The organism is Lysinibacillus sp. FN11 (assembly GCF_024628845.1).
Taxonomy (GTDB): Bacteria; Bacillota; Bacilli; order Bacillales_A; family Planococcaceae; genus Lysinibacillus; species Lysinibacillus capsici.
The window spans coordinates 3742586-3767013 of sequence record NZ_CP102383.1 but is presented as its reverse complement, the minus strand read 5'-3'; the positions used below and the strand labels follow the sequence as shown (position 1 = coordinate 3767013).

The following is a 24428-nucleotide window of genomic DNA, read 5'->3' as shown; positions in this document are numbered from 1 at the left end:
AATTGATGGAGGTACATCATAAGGAGGAAAAAGTTTGAAACAAGAATTAAAAATTCCACAAGCCACTACAAAAAGACTTCCTCTTTACTATCGATTTATTCAAAACTTTGCACAAGAAGGTATGGAACGTATTTCGTCGAAGGAATTGAGTGAAGCGATGAAAATAGATTCTGCAACTATTCGCCGTGATTTTTCTTATTTTGGTGCACTTGGGAAAAAAGGTTATGGCTACGATGTGCAGCATCTATTACAATTTTTTAGCCAGACGCTTGATCAACATGAAACGACAAAAGTAGCGTTAATTGGTGTGGGGAATTTAGGCAGTGCATTATTAAAATATAATTTTCAAAAAAACCATAATACACATATTGTGGTAGCATTCGATTCAAAAGCACCGAAGGATGGCAAAATGATCAGTAACATTCCGGTTTTTCATCCAGATTTATTGGAAGAAAAATATGCAGAATACGGTGCAGAGCTTGCTATTTTAACCGTTTCACCACGCTCCGCTCAAAAAATGGCGGATCGCTTAGCTGCCATGAATGCAAAGGGAATTTTAAACTTTACGCCAGAGCGATTAACAGTACCTGATAGAATGCAGCTTTTAACCATCGATTTATCGGTAGAGTTGCAAGCGCTTATTTATTTAATTCGTAATCAGGAAGAGTGATTCTTTACATAGCGTGTTTAAGCTGTTGTGGTGAATAGCAAGACGTAAAACTTTCACATAATATTAGTTAGCCAAATTATCGAAAGTGAGTTAAAATGTAAAATATATAAGAGGAGGTGGCTGTAATGGGTATCGGTCCTATGAGCCTTATCATTATTGGAATTGTAGCAATTTTAATATTTGGCCCTAAAAAGTTACCAGAGTTAGGGAAAGCTATGGGTTCTACACTGCGTGAATTTAAAAATGCTACTAAAGGGTTAGCAGATGATGATGATAATGATAAAAAGAAAGTCATCGAAGTAAAAAACGATGATAAGTAACTGAAGGATGTCTTTCTAATATGAATGCAAACAACCAAACTGTCATTGAGCATATAGAAGAATTAAGGAAACGACTTTACTTTGCAGTCGTTTTCTTTGTTATTGCGGTGGCTGGAGCGTTTTTTTTGGCGGAGCCGCTTATTCATTTTTTACAAAGCAGTGAAACCGCACAGAGTTTCTCTTTAAACGCGTTCAGAATAACAGACTCTATAAAAATTTATTTTCAAATGATTTTTTATATAGCCTTATTGTTCACGTCTCCTATTATTCTATATCAGCTATGGGCCTTTATTTCACCAGGACTATATGAAAAGGAACGTCGGGTAACATTAAGCTATATACCCTTTACATTTATCTTATTTGTAGCTGGAATTGTTTTTTCATACTTTATTTTATTTCCATATGTATTGAACTTTATGATTGATTTATCTGACCGTCTAGGTGTACAACTAACAATTGGAATTAATGAGTATTTCTCGTTTTTATTTCAAATCACCTTACCTTTTGGATTTGTTTTCCAATTACCAATTGTACTCCTATTCTTTGCACGTTTGGGTATTCTAAATCCACAAGTTATGACAAAGAACAGAAAATATGCTTATTTCGGACTTTTTGTCATTGCGGCTATGATTACACCACCAGATTTAATGAGTCATTTAATCGTAACAGTACCAATGTTTTTACTCTATGAGTTTAGTGTTTGGGTAGCGAAAATAGGCTATCGCAAATATTTAAAATCTGAAGAGATCCGTTTAAAAGAAGAGCAGGAAGCAGAACAAAAGCGTCAGATTGAAGAGGCACTTGAGCAGCAACGACGACAAATAGAAGAATTGAATCAACAGTAATAAATAAAGCTCGGTGCCCTAAATGGGACACCGAGCTTTTGTGTTATTTTTGCAGCTTACAATCGCTTTACAAAAATTTATTGCATTTTTTCGAGTTCTTGAAGAAACTTTTGCAATGGTTCCGCATAGAATTGTACAAGTGTCACAAATCCATTAAGCATGACGTGTGCAATAATAGACGTCCAAATGCGTTTTGTTTTGTGATATAAAAAGGCGAAGATTAAACCACAAATGGTATAAAGTAAGATATGAGAGAAGTCGAAGTGGATAATCGCAAAGAAAATGGCACTTACAATTGCTGCCACCCAGAAATTTGTTTTTTGGACAAGCGAGCCAAAGATTACTCTACGGAAGACGAATTCTTCTAAAATTGGCCCGAATACAACAATTGCTAATATGGCAATGGGAGCACCTTTAGCTATTGCGACAATATCAGCAGTATTTTGTGAGCCTCCTTCAATACCGAAAACAGCCATCTCAATAGCTGCACCAATCATTTGTCCAAAGAACACTAGAAAGAAGCCGATGATTCCCCACACAATTGTTAGAGGTATCGTTTCTTTTTTTCCTTGATAAATGTTCCAAAATGCTTTATCTCGAGATGTAAGGATTAAGCTTAAAATGAGCGCTACCGCAAAACTTAGGGCAATATACCAACCTTGAGTAATAGGAGCCGCTTGTTCAGAAGCTAAACCAGTTACCTTCATGATGAGCTTATGGAACGGTAAGAGCAACCATCTGCTAGAGATTTGCATCAAGATATAAATCAGCAAAACATACAGGGCTGTTTTTTTATGTTTCGTTACTTTTTGAGAATTAGTCACAATCAAAATCCTTTCCATTCATATGCTTCCTTTCTATTGTAGAGGAATATGGAAAGAAAACAAAATTTTTTGAAGTTCTGACTTGCAAAAAAAAGAGTGATTGATTATCATAATAATTGTGTTAGCACTCATTGATATAGAGTGCTAATAAATATCAACAATTATTTAATTATTAGGAGGTTGTTTCACTTGTTAAGACCACTAGGAGATCGTATTGTAATTGAACTAATCGAGGTAGAAGAAAAATCTGCATTCGGTATTGTACTACCTGACTCTGCAAAAGAAAAACCACAAGAAGGTAAAGTAGTAGCAGTTGGGACAGGTCGTGTATTAGAGAACGGGCAACGTGTAGAGCTTGACGTTAAAGTTGACGACCGCATTATTTTCTCTAAATACGCTGGCACAGAAGTTAAATTTGAAGGTAATGAATACCTAATTTTACGCGAAAGCGATATTCTTGCAATTATTGAATAAGAACATTAAAGGCACCTTACGTAAGGTGGATGCTTATTGTTTGCATAACAAATGTGACAATAAGGTGAAATTGTTATAAATATATTGAAGAAGCTTAACGAATATTCCATTTCAGGAGGGTAAATTCTCATGGCAAAAGATATTAAATTCTCAGAAGACGCTCGTTCATTAATGTTACAAGGTGTAGATAAATTAGCAAATGCAGTAAAAGTAACATTAGGACCAAAAGGACGTAATGTTGTTTTAGAAAAAAAATTCGGTTCACCACTTATTACAAATGATGGTGTGACAATTGCTAAAGAAATCGAACTAGAAAACCCATACGAAAACATGGGAGCAAAATTAGTAGCAGAAGTTGCTTCTAAGACAAACGAAATCGCTGGTGATGGTACAACTACAGCAACAGTATTAGCCCAAGCAATTATTCGTGAAGGCTTGAAAAACGTTACAGCTGGCGCAAATCCTGTAGGTATCCGTAAAGGTATCGATAAAGCAGTTGCTGCAGCACTTACTGAATTACATGCTATTTCTCGCCCTGTAAGCAATAAGGAAGAAATTGCACAAGTTGCTGCCATTTCTGCTGCAGATGATGAAGTTGGACAACTAATCGCTGAAGCAATGGAACGCGTTGGTAACGATGGAGTTATTACAATTGAAGAATCAAAAGGCTTCACAACAGAGCTAGATGTAGTTGAGGGTATGCAGTTTGATCGTGGTTATGCTTCTCACTACATGGTAACGGACACAGATAAAATGGAAGCGGTTCTTGATAACCCGTACATTTTAATTACTGATAAAAAAATTACAAACATTCAAGAAGTATTGCCATTATTAGAGCAAGTGGTACAACAAGGTCGTCCACTTTTAATGATTGCTGAAGATGTAGAAGGTGAAGCTCTTGCAACACTTGTTGTGAACAAACTTCGTGGTACATTCAATGCTGTAGCAGTAAAAGCACCAGGTTTCGGTGATCGACGTAAAGCAATGCTTGAAGATATTGCTATCCTGACAGGTGGACAAGTGATTACAGAAGAATTAGGCTTAGATCTAAAATCAGCTGATATTTCTGCACTTGGTCGTGCAGCAAAAGTTGTTGTAACTAAAGACAACACAACAATCGTTGAAGGTGTAGGTGGAGCAGACGCAATTGAATCACGCATTGGTCAAATCCGTGCACAACTTGCAGAAACTACATCAGAGTTCGATAAAGAAAAATTACAAGAACGTCTTGCAAAATTAGCAGGTGGTGTAGCAGTTATCAAAGTTGGCGCTGCAACAGAAACAGAGCTAAAAGAGCGTAAACTTCGTATTGAGGATGCTTTAAACTCGACTCGTGCGGCTGTTGAAGAAGGTATCGTATCAGGTGGTGGTACTGCTCTTCTAAACGTCTATGCAGCAGTAGAAAAAGCGGCTGAAGCAGTAGAAGGCGACGTATCCACAGGTGTGAAAATCGTTCTACGTGCTTTAGAAGAACCAGTTCGTCAAATTGCTAATAATGCAGGTCTTGAAGGCTCAATTATCGTAGATCGTCTAAAACGTGAAGAAGTTGGCATTGGTTTCAATGCAGCAACTGGCGAATGGGTAAACATGATGGAAGCAGGCGTAGTAGACCCAGCAAAAGTAACTCGCTCAGCTTTACAAAATGCAGCATCAGTTGCAGCTCTATTCTTAACAACAGAAGCGGTTGTAGCAGATATCCCTGAAGCAGCACCAGCAATGCCAGATATGAGCGGCATGGGCGGTATGCCAGGAATGATGTAAGATTTAGCTTAGCCTATAAGCACAATTTAGCAAGTAAATATAACCACTTTCCATAATTTTATGGAAAGTGGTTTTTTATTTGGATTTCTTATTAGAACAAAGTTTAATTGAAAATCCCTAAATTTTCTCTTTTGAAACAATAATCTTGGTGAATCAAAACCCGCCATTAGTGGAATGTTCATCTACTAAATGTATGCATAATCTATAATTAAAAATTTTCCTGTTGTTTTTCAGTGGATTATCACTTACAATACAAAATGAAAATGATAATCGTTATCATTAACAAAAGTTTAATAGATAGAGGTGAAATTTTGGATAGACAGGAAGCTAACAGAATAGGAATGGGCAATATTTATTATGTTATTATCTTGCTTTTAATAGTCTCTATTTTAATATCTGCCGTTTTTTCTGTATCAATAGGACAAGTCAGCATACCTTTTAAGCAATCGATGGATATTTTGCTACATACTATATCCAATGGAAAACTTGGAACACTTGATAGTGTGGAAAGTGAATCCTATTTGAATATTATTCTACAGGTTAGAATGCCGCGTGTGGTTTTTGCCTTATTAATTGGTGTCGGACTTGCTATGTGTGGGGCTGTCATGCAGGCGGTTGTCCAAAACCCGCTTGCTGATCCATACATACTTGGTATTTCTTCAGGAGCGTCATTAGGTGCAACCTTTGCTATTCTAGTTGGTTTTGGGAGTAGTGCATTGTTAGCACAATTTGGAGTAGCCTTTGGTGCATTTGTAGGGGCGATGATTACCTCTATGGCAGTGCTTATCTTATCCAGCATTGGAGGTAAAGCAACCTCTGTAAAATTGGTTTTATCAGGGGTTGTTATCGGTGCATTATGTAGCTCGTTTTCAAGCCTTATCATCTTTTTCGCCAATAATGCGGAGGGTATCAAAACTGTTACGTTCTGGTCTATGGGAAGTTTAGCATCTGCCAGCTGGGACAAAACACCAATTTTAACAATCGTGATTGTACTAGGAGCTGCATTATTCCTTTTCCAACATCGTGTGCTAAATACAATGCTACTTGGGGATGAATCAGCTATCACCTTAGGGATCAACTTAAGTGCGTATCGTAAATTGTATATGATTCTTACCTCGCTTATTACAGGAACGATGGTCGCTTATGCAGGTATGATCGGCTTTGTTGGTTTAATTATTCCACATATCACGAGGGGTATTTTTGGGGCAGATCACAAACGATTAATGTTAGGAACATTGCTCTTAGGAGGCCTTTTCATGATTTGGGCGGATATTCTGTCTAGAACATTAATCCAAAATGTAGAATTACCGATTGGTATTATTACTTCTGTCATAGGATCACCATTATTTATCTATATGATTGTAAAAAAAGGTTACAACTTCGGAGGGTAGAACAATGGAATTAGTAGCAAAGGAAATAGAAGTAAAAATCGGCAAAAAGGAAATTGTAAAAAACATATCCATTCATGTGAATAAGCAACAATTTGTGGGCTTAATCGGACCAAACGGATGCGGAAAATCAACTTTACTGAAAAGCATTTATAAAAGCCTAGTACCTCAAAAAGGGATGGTCTTCTTAGATGATTTAGATGTTTTAAAAAGCCCCGAAAAAAAGATTTCTCAGCACTTAGGTGTAGTTGGACAATTCAATGAAATGCACTTTGATTTAACCGTTCAACAAATGGTGATGTTAGGAAGAACACCTCATAAAAAAATGCTAGAGTCAGATAACCAAAAGGATTTTGACATCGTAGAAGAGGCACTGACAAGAACAAACTTACAATCTTATAGAGAGCGCAGTTTTCTTTCACTATCTGGGGGCGAAAAGCAACGGGTTATTTTAGCAAGAACGATCGCCCAGCAGCCTAAATTTATGATTTTGGATGAACCAACAAATCATTTAGATATTCGTTATCAAATTGAAATACTATCCTGTGTAAGAAGTTTAAACATCGGTGTTTTAGCAGCTCTTCATGATCTAGAAATGGCAGCACATTACTGTGATTATCTTTATGCAGTAAAAGATGGTGAAATCTATGCACATGGTACACCCCAAGAAGTTTTAACACCAGAAACAATCGAAGCTTTATATCATATAAAATGTCAAACATTTACTAATCCAGTGACGAATGGATTAGGCTTTGCATATGGACTGTAGGAGGAAAAACATGAAGAAAAAATTATTATTAGGAATTGGTTTAGCGGCTTTGTTAACATTAACAGCCTGCGGTAACACATCAAAAGATACATCTAAGGAAACACAAACAAAAGAGCATTATCCACTGACAATTGAGAACTTTACAAAGGCTGAAGGTGGATCAACATGGGAAAAGAAAGATCAAGTATTTGATAAAGCACCTGAAAGAATTATGGCAAATACACGCCCAGCTGCAGAATTATTATTACATCTAGGATTAGGCGATAAAATCGTTGGTGTTGGTGCAAACTTTGGCGCAGTTGATAAATCTGTTGAAGAAGAGTATGCTAAGCTAAATATTTTAAGTGATGAATATGTTGGGAAAGAGGTTACATTAGGTACTGATCCTGATTTAGTATTTGGTCGTGGTGGCTTATTTGATAATGCTGAATGGGGAGTAGGGACAGTAGACTCTCTTAATGAAATGGGTGTAAAAACATATGTTTTAGAGTCATCCGTAACAGGCGGCACGTATGATTCTATTTATAAAGATATAAAAAATATTGGTGAAATTTTTAATGTTCAAGACAAAGCAGATAGCTTTATTAAAGAATTAAAAGGTCGACAACAAGATATTTCCTCAAAATTAGAAAGTATAAAAGAAGAAAAAACATTTGCCTATCTGCATACAAATGATCCAAAAGAGCTTTTTGTTTATCCAGCACACGATGAAACATTCTTTAATGATGCATTCAAAATGGTAAAATTAGATAATATTTTCAAAGATGAAACAGGCGATGTAAGTGTTGAAACATTAATTGCAGCAGATCCAGATGTATTAATTCTACCAAACTGGGATGGTTCTGATTTGACAAAAATACGTGAAGAAATTTATGCGAACCCTAAACTTTCAAGCATGAAGGCTATTAAAAATAAACAAATGTATATTGTAGATTACAATTACATGTTTGGCTATGGCTATAACACGATTGATGGAATGGAAGCATTAGCAAAAGAAATGTATCCAGACTTATTTAAATAAAACAAAAAGCGCTGTCCTAGCGGGTCGAATAAATGACACGTTAGGGCAGCGTTTTCTTATTACGGATGATAATTATTGTTATGACTGTAGAAGCTGCTCTTTATTTAATATTGTGGTTATTAACTTAGAATTTTCATTGTTCCAGCAGACGCATACAGGATGTTGCGGATCGAGATAGAATAATTGAGTAAAAAGGTCTTTCCTTGTTTTTTTTATGTTGGTGGTATCAAGCAAATATGGCGATAGGTTTGGCAATAAGCCTGTTTTAAAAAGAGCCTCTTTTAAAGTCCAAAACTCATAAAAAACATGTAAAGGCTGATGAGAGACCAATTGACGCTCTGTCTCAGATAGCGCATATACCATCACATCTTCACTCACTGGCTTTATTTCTTCAACATCAATGCCCACTCGTCCGATAGTGGTGACTGCTAACACGATCCAATTCCCAGAATGAGAGAGATTAAAATCTCCCTGCCAATGAGGGTGTCCTGCAATATATGGGCGCCCAAATTCATTTTGAGCTAGATATAACAGAACTTCATCTATATAGGGAAGAAGTGCCCATCTAATAAGAATGCTACCTAGCAACGCTCTTTGCTGATCCTGCCAGTGCTTGTATTGCTGAACTTTTCTTTGCACCTCACAAGGGAGTACTTTAAGGAAAGCATCCCGTTCTGACGGTGCTAACTGTACTCCTAGAGGAAGTGCAAATAACTGTATAGTTTGTTTTATCATCTTATATTGACTTGTTTTGGTTCTGGAAAGTAGCCTGTATCAATGCCATATTGAATCATTCTGTGAATAAAGGCTTTATTTGGTGCCGCACATTCAATCTTGGTATGAGCTAAAAATTCTATCGTTTTTTTGCAATTGAAGATAAATGGGGAGTCACTTGCTCCATCACCTTCAAGCTGCGCAATGGCTAACGATAAATACTCCTGTACACCTTTTGAATGATCACCATTTAATAGCCAATCTGTATACTCTTGTGTTGAAACAATTGTTAAGTCATAACCAACTTCCTTAAGCATATCGATTAATTCTAAATAAGTAAGCGATACAGGGTTACATAAATGGAAGACATGGCCGTTGGTTGCTGGCTGGCTGGCCAAAGAAACCAGTGCCTGACTAGCATAATTGATTGGTGTGAAGTCAACATGCCATTGTGCAGTAGGTGTTTTACCTAAATAAAGCATTGATTTAATCATACGGTAAAAGGCATTGTCATCGATATTACGTTGGAATTTACCTGTTTCAGAATGACAGCTTAAATTTCCTACACGATAAATGGAGACAGGGATTGCATCCTGTACAGCGTTTCGAACAAGGTTTTCTGCTTCTAGCTTACTTTGAGTATAAACATTATCAAGCTTTACATTGTAATTGAAGTTACCTTTTGCTTCATTTGGTCCCCATTGCATGGCGGCTAGCTCCTCTGGAATGCCAATTGTCGATACATAATGGAAATGCACACCTGGTTTCTGTTTGGCTATTTCAAGCAAGTAGCGAGTTCCATTCACATTGACATTATTAAAATGATCAGCTGCACCGAAATGACGTACGTCTGCACCACAATGAATGATGGCATTAATTTCTTTCATAATGATTTGTTCATCTTTATCAGATAAATGAAGACGTTGCTTGCCTAAGTCACCTTGGATAACAGTAATACGATCCTTCATCTGCTGAGCAATGGTATTGCCAAAGTAAAATTGCATACTCTCTCTTAGTTTGTCTTCAATCGTAGTTTGGGTACTTGGTCGAATAAGGCAATATATGTGCGCAGTTGTTGTTGCTAATAGCTCATATAATACATGACTACCTAAATAACCTGTAGCTCCTGTTAGTAATACCGATGTCATTGGCAAGGGCTTCACGTTTTGGGAGACTTGTAGAGGACTAGGCTCCATTAAGTCCTTGAATATAATGTTTTTGGCGGGTTCTTTTTGATCTTCAATCGCTTCTGGTTGATAATTGCGAATATAATGATCCAGTTCAGCAATCGTTTGATATTGGAAGAAATCCTGAATCTTTAAGAATGGTATATGTTTTTTCACTTGTACAAGAATCTCGAGCACTTTGAGCGAATGCCCACCAATATGAAAGAAGTTATCGTGAATGCCAATTGGCTCAATACCAAGTACAAATTCCCAAGCAGTAGCAAGCATACGCTGTGTATCATTTTCTGGTGCAATATATGTAGTGCTGCGTGATAAAGTTAGTTCCAATGAAGCTAAGTGTTTTCGATCAATTTTTCCTGTAGGGGATAACGGCATTTCTTGCAATTCGATAAATTGCTCTGGCACCATATAATCTGGTAAAAGATTTGCTAAGTAATCCCTTAAAAGACTCTCCTCAAGCTGCATTCCACTTGCCACCGTATAGTAGGCAAATAAATGATTATTTCCATCAGCCATCTTCTTCGCAATGATCACAGCTTCCTGAATGCTCGTATGATTGCTCAATACTGTTTCGATTTCGCCAAGTTCAATACGGAAGCCTCTTACTTTAATTTGAGAGTCTTTACGTCCAACAAATTCAATGACACCTGTTGGCAATAGTCGAACTAAATCACCTGTTCGATACATTTTTTGATCTGGCTTTAAGAGATGAGGTACAAATACTTCAGCCGTTTTTTCAGGCTGATGTAAATAACCTGCTGCTAAACCAGCACCAGCAATACATAATTCTCCGATTTCATTAACGGGACATAGCTGATCGTCCGTATTAATAACATACATTTCATAATTGGCGATTGGGCTACCAATGGGGATACTAGATTGCATGTCTGTTATCTGACTTTTCACCTTAAAATAGGAGGACAAGACTGTACACTCAGTTGGTCCATACACGTTAATAATTTCGGTAGAAAGTCCAAATTTGTCTTGCCATTTTTGAACAATGGCAGGCAATAGGGCTTCACCACCTACAGATAAATAATTTAATGTCGAAAGCTTTTTTCTATAGCTTACTGGTAAATGTGTAGCTAGCTGTGTAAAGAAAGCATTTGGAACAGTAGCGGTTGTTACTTGCTCACGGTCGATCATATCAGCAAATGCCTCAATGGATACACGCTCTATACTTGTAAGCATATGAAGTCTTGCCCCTGAAAATAAAGCAGTAAAAGTTTCTGTTATAGAAGGATCAAAGCTAAAAGAAATAAACTGGGAATAAACATCTTCTTTAGTTGAATGGTAGATTCGTTGATTATCTGTTATTAAATTAATGACAGCTTCATGCTTAAGCATGACGCCTTTTGGCTTACCTGTTGAACCAGATGTATAAATAATATAGGCTAAATCGGAGGGAAGAAGTTCACATTGGATATTTTCCTGTGAATACCCTTGCTCCATTTGGTTGATTGTGAACACTGTGCGTGTTTGGGAATCATTATGTATAAAATCATTCAGTAGAGCTGTATGTTCGTTTTTCGTTATGATAAATGGAGCACCTGTATCGTTTAATAGGTACTGACAACGTTCTTTTGGATAGCTCGGATCAATGGGAACATAAACTCCACCAGCTTTCAGGATACCTAACAAACTAATGACGGTTTCTTTACTACGTTCCATAACTATCGCTACATAGTTTCCTTTTTGCAGACCGTTGGCAACTAACATATGAGCAACTTGGTTGGATTGTTCATTTAGCTGACGGTAGGTAAGTCTTCCACCTTCATAGGATAATGCAATTCGTTCCGCAAATTTTTGTGCTGCCTGATAAAATACGTCAGGTATTGTGGTGTTTTGATTATAGTCAGCTATTGTACGGTTTAACGTTTGATATGCGAGTAAGTCTTCTCCGTTTAATAATTGTGTACGATTGGATGGTAGCGTTTGTTGGTCAAAAGAATACGTATTATTCTGTGATGGGTGTACATCAAATTCTTGTTTATTATTCAATTATGACAACTCCTATTTTAGAAAAGGGCCGACACCTATGAAGGAGTGATTAGCGTCATTAGGTCCACAGTAGTGAATCGATCTGTGAGAAACTAACGGACATAACTCTCCTTTATAAGGGCAGCCCTTTCATTTTTTATTTCACTACAAAGGTATTAACAACATTCATTAATTCATCAGATAGCTCGGATAATACTTGAGCTTCTTCAGAAACTCGTTGTACTGTATTCAATTGAGAGGCAGAAGTTGCTGCTACTGCTCTTGTATTGTCCTTTGAATTGACTGAAAAATCTTCCATATCTTTTACAGCAGATGTTACTTCTTCCATACCAGCTGCCATTTCTTCAATTGTTGCAGAAAGCTCTTGAATTTGCCCTGTCACATGGTGAATGGAAGTTAAAATCTGGCTAAATGATTTTTCCGAATCATTGATCATGACAATACCATGATCTACTTCTTCTACAGCGTGAACCATGATATTTACAGATTCGTTTGTATCATGCTGGATATGAGAAATAAGTGTAGAAATTTCTCTTGCAGATGCCTCAGATTGCTCTGCAAGTTTACGTACCTCATCAGCTACCACTGCAAAGCCACTACCAGCCTCCCCAGCACGTGCAGCTTCGATAGCCGCATTCAATGCAAGTAAATTGGTTTGTGAAGCAATCCCTGTAATGATTCCTACGATTTCTTCGATTTTATTGGAATGTTCGCCAAGTAATTTAACAGAAGCTGCAGATTGATTAACTGCTTTGCTAATAGCATTCATTTGTGCAACAGATTTATTTGTCGATTCATTTCCTCTTTCAGCTTCCTCTGATGCTAAAATCGAGGATTCTGAAATTTGATTGGATGTCATGGCAATACGTTGAATACCAATATTCATTTCTTCAATGGTAATTGTACTTTCTTTTGCCTTTTGTACTTGAAGATCAGCGCCACTTGCAATCTCCTGCATAGAAGATGCTACATTATTATATGAATCGGAAGCTTCTTGCATATTTACAGATAAAACATTGGCTGTGTTTGAAACACGCTCAGAAACATTTGTTGTACTCTTAATAACTTTTTTTAAGTTATCAATCATTGAATTAAAATTTTGTGTGAGCATTCCTACTTCGTCTGTTGAAGTAACTGGTAATGGTTCAAGCTCTAAATTACCTTCTGCGACTTTTTTAGATTGTAAGGAAAGTTGTTGAATTGGTGTTAATTTTTTTCTTAAAAGAGTGTAAACAGCAATGGATGAACCAATTAAGAAAATAACTGTTACTAATAACGTCCATAGGGCTTCAGACATCGCTTTTCCTGTTACCATTGATACGTCATAGTCAATGGCATAAGCAGCCAGCATGTCCCCATTCTCATCCAAGATTGGTGTAAGGCCTGTTTTATAGCTACCATATTCATCGCTATAAATATCTGTTGCTGTTGCTTTTTTTGTATCAAAAACTTCTTTAATTCTTGCTAGGAAATCCGGAGATAAACCCATTGCAATCATATCTTGGTTATACTCTGCCCCTAGTTCAAGTATACTAGATGATAGAACAGGTGCATTAATATTTTCACCGTTAACTGTAATTAAAAATAGATTGGTAATGCTATCAGAATTATCATTGATTGCATCCATTTCACTAGTTAATCGTAGAGCATCGGGGTTACTATTTGTAGGATTCTCTAATATCGATTTTAGTGTAGTAATATCAATGGTTTTGGCTAGGATCATGCCTTTGTCAGAAAGAGATTGATTCATGTCTGTTAAATTACTATTTCTTACTATATAATAAGAAAGACCTAAAGTAACTAATCCGAATAATAATAAAATACTCACTACTATTGCAGTTAATTTCTTACTAATAGACATTTGCTGCTTCTTGCGTGTTTTCATGCTTTTCCTCCTAATATGATATAGCAAATATTTCAAGCTAAGGACTATAAATGGATAATTTAGTCAATGTACTACACATTGAAGATGGTGATGTTATTCGTAGAAGTCCAGATGCGTGTAAACTATTTATAGATGCAAAATAATCTATTTATCCCCTATCATTTAACTACTATACTGCCAAAAAAATTGATTCACAACCCAGAAAACTTACTATTTCAAGGCATGATTTCTATAAATAAACGATAATATATAGTTTTTTAGTCTATATAATTTTTAGGTTAGGTTAAATTTTTACAAAAAGCGACATAATTCCTGGTATAAAAAAGAAGTATGCTCAAATCTTACTTATTTTCGGTTGATTAAAAAATTGGCTGAAATATCAATTTCCAATTCCTTGTTAGGGCTTTTTACTTATTTTGTCATGTCTTTTGTGTAAAGGAATTTGATGATTTTTGTTATGGGAGTAAAATGAAAAAAGGTTATTTCTTTATTCTTAAATAAAGAAATAACCTTTTCTAGTTGTTGCTACGGTCGTGGATTTCCAAATATACCCGGTAGAATATTAGGGAGTCCTGGTATTAATGGTGGTGGGAAACCAGGATATTGCCCTCCAGGACGTGGCGGATAAGGTTGAGGTGGATAAGGCTGTGGTGGATATGGACGTGGCGGATAAGGTTGAGGCGGATAAGGCTGTGGTGGGTATGGACGCGGTGGATAAGGTTGAGGCGGATATGGCGGATAAGGTGGTGGGTATGGCGGCGGATAGGAACTACCAGGAGGTGTTCCTGTACCTGCAGCAGTGATTTGACTAACATCCACAGTCACTATTTGACCATTATCTAACTGAATTTCAGCAGTTCTTCCTCCAGTTCCGAATGTTCGAATTAATGTACCTGAATAAGTACCAGTAGGGAGTGTTACCCATATTTTCATACCTGGGCGAAATTGACTGTTAAAATCATCAGGGGCTAATCTAGGATAAACCAATGAAACACACCTTTCTTCATTTTTTCTAACATATGCCTATTGCGATTTTTGTCATAGGCTATAGGCTATGGATGCTTAAGTTCGAATTTGTTATAAAATAAAACGAATTTCATTATAATAAGAGAAAAAGCTAAAAGGATGTTTAGCATATGGCAATTATTAAGATAAAAAAAATAAACTTACAAAATTTACGAAATGTACGACAGGGTGAAATTGTACTCGCAGTAAATTTTGAGACATTTCTACAAGCGAATGTTGTTGGCCTATATGGACAAAATGGTTCTGGGAAGACAACCATTGTAGATGCATTTAGTTTATTGAAAACACTTCTATCAGGATGGCTTGCTGAAGTGAAGTTGCCCTCTCAAAAGAAAAGACTTATATTGGCAGGAGAGCAAACAGCTAGCTTGGATGTAGAATTTCTAGTTCAAAATCAATTCGGTACATTTTTTGTGAATTACTATGTTGAACTACAGGAGGATCAGCATCGACTATATACTACGTTGGAGCGCCTTACCTATCGAGAAAACACGAAAGGGAAGCGATCAAAGATTTTAGTGGCTGTGACGGAGAGGGATGTACAAATCCGTCAATCGAAACTGGATGATTTGAGTGAACAAGCACGAATTCAATTACTGGTTATTCAACAGTTAGCAAGAAAACAATATATGTCATTTCTATTCCATAAGGATATAAAGGCATTATTACATGAACGACTTTCTGAGCTAGAAATGCAGTTGCTACAAAATATTGCTGTTGATTTTAGTCGAGACTTACATGTTGTTAATACTCAAAATATTGCCCCACTATTTGAAGAACGGATGATGCCATTCAGTATTCATTTAGAGAAAACAAGAGGTCTTATTCCTTATGATTTAAATGGACCAGCTTTATTACCAGAGGATGGATTCTATGCTTTATGTGAGGTTATTGAACAAAGTAATCAAGTGCTCTCAGCCATTATTCCTGGTCTGACGATTAAAATTAATATCATTACAAAGCAAATGATGGACAGTGGCGAACAAGGAATCCGTTTCGAATTTTTGTCTCAGCGTGGGGAGCAGGAATTACCGCTACGAACAGAGTCAGAGGGAATTTTAAAGATCATTTCTATTCTTAGTGTATTGATTGCTGTATATAATAATCCGAATGCATGCGTTGTTATTGATGAATTAGATTCAGGTGTATTTGAATATTTGTTAGGTGAGTTGTTAACAGTGATAGATGAGGATGGAAAAGGGCAACTTATTTTTACTTCCCATAATCTACGTGTGTTAGAGGTGCTAGCTATTAAAAATTTATGGTTTACGACAACAAATGAACATCACCGTTATATGCAGCTAAAAGGTATGAAAGAAGTGAATAACGCTAGAGATGTCTATTTACGTGCTATCCAGCTTGGCGGGCAAGAGGAAGAGATATATAAGGAAACTAAAACATTTAAAATAAAGCGGGCTTTTCGTAAAGCGGGTGTTCAACATGACTAAAAAAGTACTTTTAATTATTGTGGAAGGGCAGACGGAGCAAATTATTTTAGAGGATTATTTAGATGCTCATTTTGCGAACTCCACAATACGCTTTGATGTACAACGAGAAGATATCTTAACAAAGTGGGATGCGCACAAACGCATACCGAATATTAAAAACAGTGTTGTACGAGTGATTCAAAGCTATCTTGAAAAATATAAATTTTTACCCAATGATTTAACAGCGGTTGTTCATATTACAGATGCAGATGGATGCTTTATCGCACCAGAGTGCGTCAAGGTAGATGAGCGTATCGAGCAAAACTTATTTTATACAGAGGATGCTATTTTAGTGAAGTCGGATAAACGCAAAGAACAAATAGAACAACGCAATGATATGAAGGCTAAGAATGCTAGAATTTTGATTGCCAACGACCACTTTAGCATTAACCGTATGAAAGTACCTTATCAATTATTTTATTTTTCTACGAATTTAGAGCATGTCTTATGGAATGAGCGCAATGAAATCCCTACAGAAAAAATACAAAAAGCAGATGAATTTATGGACAATCTGACATGCACGATTGAGGAATATTTAAGCACCTATCTCCCAGTCAGTTCAGAGTTGTCATATAGGGAAAAAATAAAGAAAAGTTGGTCATTTTTAATGGAAGGCTGTCATTCATTGCATCGTGGCACGAATGTACCGCTATTATTTGAAATGATTAAAACAGATGTACAGTAAAAACAGGTGACGAATGGAGTCACCTGTTTTTATCTAGAGTACGTTAGTGCATTTGCTCATAGCTTCGAATATGAGTTAATATAGCTGGATCTTTAATTTTTGTATCTTCACATAGTAATAAGAGCTTGGACATGATCTCAGCCGTCCGTGGATCATCATCCACCATCGGTAAGAAAATTCGTCCACGATGCTGAGATGGGACAGCAATAATTGGGATCATGGAACCGCCTATTTGATGCACCACACCACTTCCTAAATGTAAGGAGTAACTTGCTAGCTTACCTTCTACGAGGGCATGTTGCTTTTTCACTTCCACATTGTTTAGCTTCAATAATTTAGCCAATTCTTCTACGATAATACTGCGCATTTCAACAGTAGAATGACTTGCCTCAGGGTCTACACCACCGACATGAGCTACGCTGACAACGAGATCAATATCTCGCATAACCTCAGAGAATATCGCAGCTGGAATATCATCTAAAACGATATCTTTGCCTGTTAGTCGATCATAGAAGTAAACACCTTCGATTGCAGGTGCTTCAATTTCTGCTGGCGTAAACCAATCTGCCTGTGCATACAAGGATGCCACAATATTTTCCTTATAATATACTTTACGTGGTCCTGTTTCATAGCTGATTTGCCAGCCACGTGTTTTCAACAGGGCTACTGTTTGTGAAGGATTTACTTGATGCCCTGCATAGCGCAATGATTGTTTCTGTGCTTTTTCATCAGCATTAATGAGATATAACTCACGGAACACTTGCTTAAATGGCTGTTTAATTTTGTGCTCGAACATATAGGATTGCCATTGTCTCCATTGACCACTTTCTAGAAGGTGGTAAGGATGAGCAATTTTTATAGAGGACGTAGGAGCAAGGTCCACAATGTCAGCCGATAGAAGCTGTAAACCTTCTGGTGTAAGCATTCCGACGTCATTATCGCTAATAAATAGTAGTTTTTGTAAAAGCGGAGCTAGAATCGGATGGGCTAATAAATGAATAAGCTCCTCGACCGAAAATACTGTTTCTAATTCCATTGCTTGCTCAAGCGCTGGGTGGGCTCGTTTATATTGCTCTTGTAAGTCTTTTCGGGCTTCCTGCAAGGTTACAATATCAGCATGCTTTTTTAAGGCAGCAGGAACGTTCTTTAGACGTTTACCATCCTTTTCAACAATAATAGCTACAGAGGCATTATCTTCTATTTGTAGATGGGCTGTAATTTGCTCGATTTGTTGTGCTTTAAATAAATGCTTCATATCGTTAAAGGAAGATAATTCCATACGCCATGTGAAGCGAGTGGCTTCTCCATCGCCTGCATTGCGCGCTAAATTTTCTAGAGCGATACTTGCTGCTCGAGCCTCACTTGCGCGGCGTTGAGCACCAAATTGCTTACTTTCCTTTAAAAACTGTTGAATAAATTGGTAGCGTGTTAAGGCATCTTTATCATCTGATTTTTTTAGTGGGATAAGGCCTAATGCACGTAGTTTATCTTTATTACGCTTGTCTTGGATTTCTTGCATTAATGGTTTAGGACTAAGCTTACCAATGGCAGTATCTGCATAAAGCTGTGCCCTACGATGATTAGCTCCTTCTGAAGCATATTTTGCTGCATCATAGACAATTTTGAAATTTTTTGCACCGAGTGTTTGGTAAGCACTTTGGAACCAAGCTAAATCGAATGCCCCATCACGGAAATCCTCAGCAGTGATGCTAGAGAAAAGGGCAATTTGATCCTTGGCATAGTCGGACAAGGAATCTGTTGTGTGAGCAATAAAATACCAAGCTGATTCTTTTAGTCCATCCCAACCAATTACTTCACTGACAAGGTCTATCCAATGCTGGTTATACATCATTGCTTCAATTAAACGCTCTTTAGAAATGTCTGTTTTCTGCCATGCTTCTTTTAATTGCTGCGCTGTTTCTTCTTTTTTGGGGTAACAGTTGGTTAGCAATCGGGAGAATACATCCTTTTTCGTTTCTGCCTGCCAAATATAGCCTCGCGCAAGCTTTTCTCCGTCAAGTGCCTGTAGAATCTGTAAGAAATAATCAATACCCTCAAAATAAGAAATGCTACTAGCAAGCTTTGTTACAGCAGTAGGCGTATCACCACGTTTTAGTTCTATGGCTAAAATACGATCAATCGCTTGTTCACGAATAGTAAAGAAATCTGTTAAATCTTCAAACGACTGTTGATAGCGTTCTAGTAACTTAGTTGGCTCATTAAATATTTCTGGAGCGAGCGTGTTGGTAAATATGGCTTCAAATAAGTGATCTTGCGTAAATAAACCAACTTTCATGGCGTCTAAATATTGGAATAAAGACAAATTGTAGACGTTTGGGCTATAGCTAGCATTTTTCATACGCTTTGTTAGCTCTTCATTGATAGCTAGCATTTTGACATATTCACCATAGGTTGAGTAATCAGACCAGCATCGATCAACAAATGACTCAACGACATCTAAATCGATAATAGTAGAAGTGGAACGATAGTAATAATAGCTCTTCTCTCGAACGTCAAGTTGCCACTGATCCACAGGAATTTGTTCGAGTAGCTGTAGCATAATGCCTATTGCCTGTTCAAAGCGATTAAATTCGGGTGCATGCTTTTGTAGTAACGAAAGAGCTTCCTGATGTAGTATTTTGTCACCTGAGATTTTGTCGATATCTTGGGTTAATACTGTGAATATCTGTTGAATTGTATCGTCATATTTCAAGAAATTCAATTGAGTAACACGTTCTTTTAATTCTTTGTATTGGAAGAACGGTTTAATTAGTGTATGAGCTGCTTCGGAAAGATCATGAGCAGAAGGGTATTCTGATAGACTATGATAAAAATTAAAATAGGCTAAGTCCTCATTACTAAATAATGTTGACTTCATCCATTGAATAATTTCTTCAGGGATAGGATAAGCATCAAGACTAGCATGTCGTTGATTATCTGATTTAGTTGCCATTACACTATATTCTTGCCCTAATGTAGTGGTAATGGGTGTGTCATTCCAATGATATGTTTCATACTCTAGTTCAGCATGTTTATCTAAAACCCGAATAAGCTGTTCAAGCTTAGATAATAACTTATCAATATCGTATTGAAAGAATTTTTCAAAAGGTGTAGGTGTCTGTACATAAAGTGGAGCAAGCTGTTGCCAAGGCTCTACACCATTCATTTGAATGGCTCCATCAGAAATACAGCCATATTGAATAGGGGGATGTGGCGTATACAAGCCAAAGCCATTACTCTCGTTATACTCAGGGACATCCCTTGTAATTAATTGCTCTAACAAAACTTGCTCGTTTTTAGTTACTTTTGGTAATAAGGAGCATAAAGATGTAATTTGCTCGCTTGCTAAGTTGTGTTGCTTAGAGGCTTCTAATAGTAATTCAAGCCCTCCAAGTCTCTTTAACTGCTTACTATCTTTTAACAGCCTTTCAGCACTTTGTAACAGATTATTCTGTGGCTGAACTTTTAAGAGTGAAATAGCCTCTTTTCGAAGTGCACCTGATTTATTTGCTAAAAGATCTTCAATCTTTGCTATTTCCTCTTCTGTTGGTGTTAAAGCACGTATTTTTTTTAACGCGAGAGAACGATTGATGGAACTACGATCTCGTAAAGAATTAAATAAAAATTCGCGTTGACCTTGTGTGGTGACAGGTTCTAGACAATAAATATTCAGTAGGCCGATTCTGCTAGATGGTGAGTAAGATTCTGCATGCTCAATAATTCGTTGGAATAATGCCTCATCTTGTACATGATGGGCTAAAATAATTTGTGTTGAAATTAAATCTTCTAATGACAAATGGACATGGACGAAGGATAGCGGTTTACCTGTAATGTTAAGTCCATCTTTCGTAATTTCATTTTTTGCCCACTCAAGCTGTTCAAATAAAAGGTATTCAATCCCTTGTAACTGTGTGTTTTCTTGCATGAAGGTTTGAAGGATTTGCGCCCATTCATTGTCTCTTGCATACTCACTATTAATATGGTGATTAGCATAAAGAAAATTGCCCCATGCAAAGGCAAACAACTCGATATCTTTTGTTGATAAGATTAAATCCTTTACAAATGGCGCTGTGAAGGAAATTTTCGATAAGTTTTTCAAAAAGGCAAGCGTTGTAAGTTGGATATGTTTGTCACGTTTTAAGAGAATTGTTACAAGGTCATTTAATTTCGTATAGTCCTTTGTAGCAGTTGCCCATAATGCAACATAGATATCAATTGTACGTTCACTCGTTAACAGTTGCTCAATAAAGCTGTCTTCTTCGATTGCTTGGATGGCTAATGCAAGAACTTCCTCGGTTATTTTTTGATTTTCGAAGCTATTATAGCCAAGTCCCATCCAAGTATCGACTGCTCGAATTACAGAGGAGAAGCGTGTTAGGCGTTGTTCCTGAATAAGCTTCATCATGTAGAGTTGTGCATCAAGATTGCCATGGTCAATATTTTCTACTATTGCCTGTCGTAAACCTTCTTGTCGTGCAGCTGCTAATAAGAGTTTGCCAAGTGCATCATGCATCCGATGATTATTTGATTTAAAAATACCTCGAATGAATGGATGACCGAAAAAGCTACTTTGATGTTCATCAAATAAAATACCCTCTACTGCTTCTTCAATTGACGGGTTCTCTAATGATAGTTCTTCAGCGAGCAACTGCTCAAAGACGTTAAAACCCATTACTTTTATATTTTCATTTTTTAAGACATAAGAGCTATAGTTTGGGTAGGTTCCATGCTCATATTGACGATGATTTGTTAACAACTCCTGCAAACTAATTTCCGCAAATGTCAGCATCTCTTCTATTAACTGTAAACATTGAAACAGATGGTCTTGCACTGGTTGAGATGAACGAAAAGATCGACGTAAAACACCTCTTTGGAACATTGTAGCATCAAAGCGTAATGCTAGTTTCTTGATCTTAAGTGCCCGTTCTTGTGAAGAAAACAGGGTAAGCACTTCAAATAATGGTCCACTAAATAACTCTTCAAGTGATGAATATTGCTGAACGTCTATAAGCGTTTTAATGTCATAATCTCTATTGTCCATGTATTTTAACAATGCAGCTGCTAAAGGCTGTATGACTATAGGTGCAGAATCAACTATACTTTGAAAATGTGTTTTTTGTTCATGTGAAAGTGTCATATAAATCCCTCCTTACCAAATTCGTCCTGCAAGCATAGTAAGTTTAATAAATGTAAAGACATCGTCCTCCTGTATGTTTAATGGTGTAGAAAGAGAATTTAAAGATTCTTCATTATGAAGGACTAAAAACAGCTCGTCCTGAAAGGCTTGAAGCATTGTGGAAATAGCTTGATTAACTGACTGTACAGTATCCTTTTTCTTTTCTCCAAAATGTACTTTGCCATATTGAGCTGCGTCTTCTAGTTGCTGATCCGTTAAATAAAGATGAAGTGGTGTATCTACCATTTTCTCATTAAATTGTTGAACCTGCTGTGTAACAAGCTGAACAAGTAAGTCTTGTAACGTTATGACGGGCTCTTCAATTGAAAATGGAATTTTTTCAAGTTTACGAGACTTCTTACCGATTACTTTTTGCTGGTAAAGTAAACGCAATCTAACACCTCCTTACAATAATTTCATTATACAAGAGTGAGAACAGGGAAAAGAATAAGGCATATGACGCTAGTTGCGTAAAAAAATTTGGGAAAAGCGTAACAAAAAGTAGCCTGCTACACTTGATTGGTAGGGTAGAAAGTGGGTGACACTTTGCCTCAGATTATATGAAAAATAGAACATTTGTACGATTAATATTATCTAGATAAGTATCATTTTGCGCTTATTTATACTAATAACGGAGTAAAAAGCAGAATATATTACTCAGGTAACTTTATAGACATACATACGTAAAAGTAAATTCTTTCATGAAAGAGACTCGCTTTGGATTAGATTGGATTTATATGATTTTCTTTGTATTAAATAGCTGACATAATACAGTCCAATATTCATCCGCTATAAATAGTGGTCTATTTTTGTGTAGTTGTTGAAAGACATCTTTTCATCTCTGATTTCATAAGCTTTATAGGTATGATTTTATCAAGCTAAAAGGAGGCAAAATCATTCAAATACACGTTGTACGGGCTGGTGAGTCTTTATGGGGAATTGCACAGGCGTATGGGGCTACGGTTCAGAGCATTATAGATGCCAATCAAATTCCAGAGCCAAATCGTTTAGTTGTGGGGCAAGCTCTTGTAATCCCGATTGTCGGAAGCTTTTATTATGTACAGCCAGGTGATAGCTTATGGTCAATTGGCCAACGTTTCGGTATTAATTATGTAACACTTGCACAAGTAAATGGCATTAATCCCAATCAACCATTAGCAGTTGGAACGAGATTATACATCCCACAACCACCAAAAACAAGGGCAGAAACCTTAGCCTATTTAGAGCCGAGAGGAACATCAGTTAGTGAGGCACTCTTGAATCAAGCGAGGGAAGCGGGTCCTAATTTAACATATTTAGCTTTATTTAGCTATGAAGCTAGGCGTGATGGTACTTTACAGAGGCCACCAAGCCAAGGTGTAACACAAATTGCCAATGATACGGGAGCATCAATGGCAATGGTTATTTCTAATTTGGAGAATTTTAGTTTTAGTGGTGAATTAGCGAGAGATATTTTTCAAAGCATAGCTGTTCAAGATTTACTATTTGATAATATTCTTGCAGAAGCAAAGCAACTAGGGGATGTTAAGGATATCCACTTTGACTTCGAAAATTTGCCAGCAGATCAACGACAAGCCTATAACAATTTTTTAAGAAGAGCTGTTGAAAAATTCCATGCTCAAGGATATACAGTGTCTACGGCATTAGCGCCAAAAACAAGTGATAGTGAGCAAGGACCATGGACAGCTGCACATGATTATAAGGCACATGGGGAAATCGTGGACTTTGTTTTACTCATGACCTATGAATGGGGATATTCAGCTGGCCCACCAATGGCCGTTTCACCTCTCCCAGAGGTAGAGGCAGTTGTAAAATATGCGATTAGTGAAATACCTGCAGGCAAAATTATGTTGGGGCAAAATTTATATGGCTACGATTGGACGTTACCTTTTGTCCAGGGGGGACCCTTTGCAGAAGCACTTAGTCCACAGCGAGCCATTGAAATTGCTAAACGTTATAATGCAGCAATTCAGTATGATTGGAGAGCCCAAGCACCGTTTTTTGAATACTATGATGAGCAAGGTAGAGCGCATATGGTATGGTTTGAAGATGCTAGATCTATTCAAGCTAAATTCAATCTCATTAAACAATATAACCTTCGTGGTATTGGTTATTGGAAATTAGGACTACCATTCCCTCAGAATTGGGTATTAATTGGTGCTAATTTTGATGTAGTAAAGAAATAAGATAAGGAA

At 36.9% G+C, this 24428-nt stretch carries 18 protein-coding genes; 11 read left to right on the top strand and 7 right to left on the bottom strand.

Features of this window, described 5'->3' with window-relative positions; all coding sequences use genetic code 11:
• The first annotated feature begins 34 nt into the window (after positions 1-34).
• From NP781_RS19855 to tatC, 3 genes are all read left to right on the top strand, one after another.
• Positions 35-670, top strand: coding sequence for a redox-sensing transcriptional repressor Rex (locus NP781_RS19855; protein WP_004224350.1), 636 nt, complete (start codon positions 35-37; stop codon positions 668-670).
• 125 nt (positions 671-795) lie between these two features.
• A complete protein-coding gene (tatA, locus tag NP781_RS19850; protein WP_004224351.1) occupies positions 796-990 on the top strand; it encodes a twin-arginine translocase TatA/TatE family subunit in 195 nt (64 codons plus the stop codon).
• A 20-nt stretch (positions 991-1010) separates the two neighbouring features.
• Entirely contained in the window at positions 1011-1835 is an 825-nt protein-coding gene (gene tatC / locus NP781_RS19845; RefSeq protein WP_257520661.1) for a twin-arginine translocase subunit TatC, read from the top strand.
• Between the two features lie 77 nt (positions 1836-1912).
• On the opposite strand, the gene NP781_RS19840 is transcribed toward tatC, so the two are convergent.
• On the bottom strand, positions 1913-2677 hold the full coding sequence (locus tag NP781_RS19840; protein ID WP_221683018.1) for a CPBP family intramembrane glutamic endopeptidase: 765 nt from the start codon (positions 2675-2677) through the stop codon (positions 1913-1915).
• 171 nt (positions 2678-2848) lie between these two features.
• Between NP781_RS19840 and groES the strand changes: the two genes are divergently transcribed.
• The 5 genes from groES to NP781_RS19815 all read left to right on the top strand — a co-directional run bounded on the left by groES (position 2849) and on the right by NP781_RS19815 (position 8072).
• Complete coding sequence (groES, locus tag NP781_RS19835) at positions 2849-3133, top strand: co-chaperone GroES (protein WP_004224358.1); 285 nt, start codon at positions 2849-2851, stop codon at positions 3131-3133.
• 129 nt (positions 3134-3262) lie between these two features.
• Positions 3263-4894 (top strand): chaperonin GroEL, encoded by a 1632-nt coding sequence (gene groL, locus NP781_RS19830; RefSeq protein WP_004224361.1) that lies wholly within the window; start codon positions 3263-3265, stop codon positions 4892-4894.
• A 311-nt stretch (positions 4895-5205) separates the two neighbouring features.
• Complete coding sequence (locus tag NP781_RS19825) at positions 5206-6285, top strand: FecCD family ABC transporter permease (protein ID WP_221683017.1); 1080 nt, start codon at positions 5206-5208, stop codon at positions 6283-6285.
• A gap of 4 nt (positions 6286-6289) precedes the next feature.
• Positions 6290-7051, top strand: a complete 762-nt coding sequence (locus NP781_RS19820; protein ID WP_257520660.1) for an ABC transporter ATP-binding protein — start codon at positions 6290-6292, stop codon at positions 7049-7051.
• A 10-nt stretch (positions 7052-7061) separates the two neighbouring features.
• Entirely contained in the window at positions 7062-8072 is a 1011-nt protein-coding gene (locus NP781_RS19815; RefSeq protein WP_257520659.1) for an ABC transporter substrate-binding protein, read from the top strand.
• Between the two features lie 78 nt (positions 8073-8150).
• Here the strand turns inward: NP781_RS19815 and NP781_RS19810 are convergent, their stop codons facing one another.
• The 4 genes from NP781_RS19810 to NP781_RS19795 form a co-directional block, all read right to left on the bottom strand.
• Positions 8151-8807, bottom strand: coding sequence for a 4'-phosphopantetheinyl transferase family protein (locus NP781_RS19810; RefSeq protein ID WP_257520658.1), 657 nt, complete (start codon positions 8805-8807; stop codon positions 8151-8153).
• The gene (locus NP781_RS19805) at positions 8804-11974 is read right to left on the bottom strand and encodes a non-ribosomal peptide synthetase family protein (RefSeq protein ID WP_257520657.1); all 3171 of its coding nucleotides are present in this window, start codon (positions 11972-11974) and stop codon (positions 8804-8806) included. Before NP781_RS19805 ends, NP781_RS19810 begins: the two co-directional genes overlap by 4 nt.
• A 136-nt stretch (positions 11975-12110) precedes the next feature.
• Positions 12111-13859 carry a methyl-accepting chemotaxis protein gene (locus tag NP781_RS19800; RefSeq protein ID WP_004224372.1) on the bottom strand — a complete coding sequence of 583 codons (1749 nt, stop codon included), beginning with the start codon at positions 13857-13859 and terminating at the stop codon, positions 12111-12113.
• Between the two features lie 525 nt (positions 13860-14384).
• Entirely contained in the window at positions 14385-14846 is a 462-nt protein-coding gene (locus NP781_RS19795) for a hypothetical protein (RefSeq protein ID WP_009374122.1), read from the bottom strand.
• A gap of 149 nt (positions 14847-14995) precedes the next feature.
• Between NP781_RS19795 and NP781_RS19790 the strand changes: the two genes are divergently transcribed.
• Both NP781_RS19790 and NP781_RS19785 read left to right on the top strand, forming a co-directional pair.
• A complete protein-coding gene (locus tag NP781_RS19790; RefSeq protein WP_257520656.1) occupies positions 14996-16333 on the top strand; it encodes an AAA family ATPase in 1338 nt (445 codons plus the stop codon).
• A complete protein-coding gene (locus NP781_RS19785) occupies positions 16326-17057 on the top strand; it encodes a hypothetical protein (RefSeq protein WP_257520655.1) in 732 nt (243 codons plus the stop codon). Before NP781_RS19790 ends, NP781_RS19785 begins: the two co-directional genes overlap by 8 nt.
• Positions 17058-17100: 43 nt before the next feature.
• On the opposite strand, the gene NP781_RS19780 is transcribed toward NP781_RS19785, so the two are convergent.
• Together NP781_RS19780 and NP781_RS19775 are read right to left on the bottom strand one after the other, a co-directional pair.
• Positions 17101-22194: a DUF4132 domain-containing protein gene (locus NP781_RS19780; protein ID WP_257520654.1), complete on the bottom strand. Its 5094-nt coding sequence runs from the start codon at positions 22192-22194 to the stop codon at positions 17101-17103.
• Positions 22195-22206: 12 nt separating this feature from the next.
• Positions 22207-22626: a hypothetical protein gene (locus NP781_RS19775; protein ID WP_257520653.1), complete on the bottom strand. Its 420-nt coding sequence runs from the start codon at positions 22624-22626 to the stop codon at positions 22207-22209.
• Between the two features lie 503 nt (positions 22627-23129).
• Between NP781_RS19775 and NP781_RS19770 the strand changes: the two genes are divergently transcribed.
• Complete coding sequence (locus NP781_RS19770; RefSeq protein ID WP_257522559.1) at positions 23130-24419, top strand: glycoside hydrolase family 18 protein; 1290 nt, start codon at positions 23130-23132, stop codon at positions 24417-24419.
• The last annotated feature ends 9 nt before the right edge of the window (positions 24420-24428 follow it).

What these genes read in the sequence shown, in the direction of transcription:
- NP781_RS19815 (WP_257520659.1), top strand. Translation starts at nt 7,062, where the DNA reads ATGAAGAAAAAATTATTATTAGGAATTGGTTTAGCGGCTTTGTTAACA.
- NP781_RS19785 (WP_257520655.1), top strand. Translation starts at nt 16,326, where the DNA reads ATGACTAAAAAAGTACTTTTAATTATTGTGGAAGGGCAGACGGAGCAA.
- NP781_RS19840 (WP_221683018.1), bottom strand. Translation starts at nt 2,677, where the DNA reads ATGGAAAGGATTTTGATTGTGACTAATTCTCAAAAAGTAACGAAACAT.
- NP781_RS19780 (WP_257520654.1), bottom strand. Translation starts at nt 22,194, where the DNA reads ATGACACTTTCACATGAACAAAAAACACATTTTCAAAGTATAGTTGAT.
- NP781_RS19800 (WP_004224372.1), bottom strand. Translation starts at nt 13,859, where the DNA reads ATGAAAACACGCAAGAAGCAGCAAATGTCTATTAGTAAGAAATTAACT.
- tatC (WP_257520661.1), top strand. Translation starts at nt 1,011, where the DNA reads ATGAATGCAAACAACCAAACTGTCATTGAGCATATAGAAGAATTAAGG.
- NP781_RS19820 (WP_257520660.1), top strand. Translation starts at nt 6,290, where the DNA reads ATGGAATTAGTAGCAAAGGAAATAGAAGTAAAAATCGGCAAAAAGGAA.
- NP781_RS19790 (WP_257520656.1), top strand. Translation starts at nt 14,996, where the DNA reads ATGGCAATTATTAAGATAAAAAAAATAAACTTACAAAATTTACGAAAT.
- NP781_RS19810 (WP_257520658.1), bottom strand. Translation starts at nt 8,807, where the DNA reads ATGATAAAACAAACTATACAGTTATTTGCACTTCCTCTAGGAGTACAG.
- groL (WP_004224361.1), top strand. Translation starts at nt 3,263, where the DNA reads ATGGCAAAAGATATTAAATTCTCAGAAGACGCTCGTTCATTAATGTTA.
- tatA (WP_004224351.1), top strand. Translation starts at nt 796, where the DNA reads ATGGGTATCGGTCCTATGAGCCTTATCATTATTGGAATTGTAGCAATT.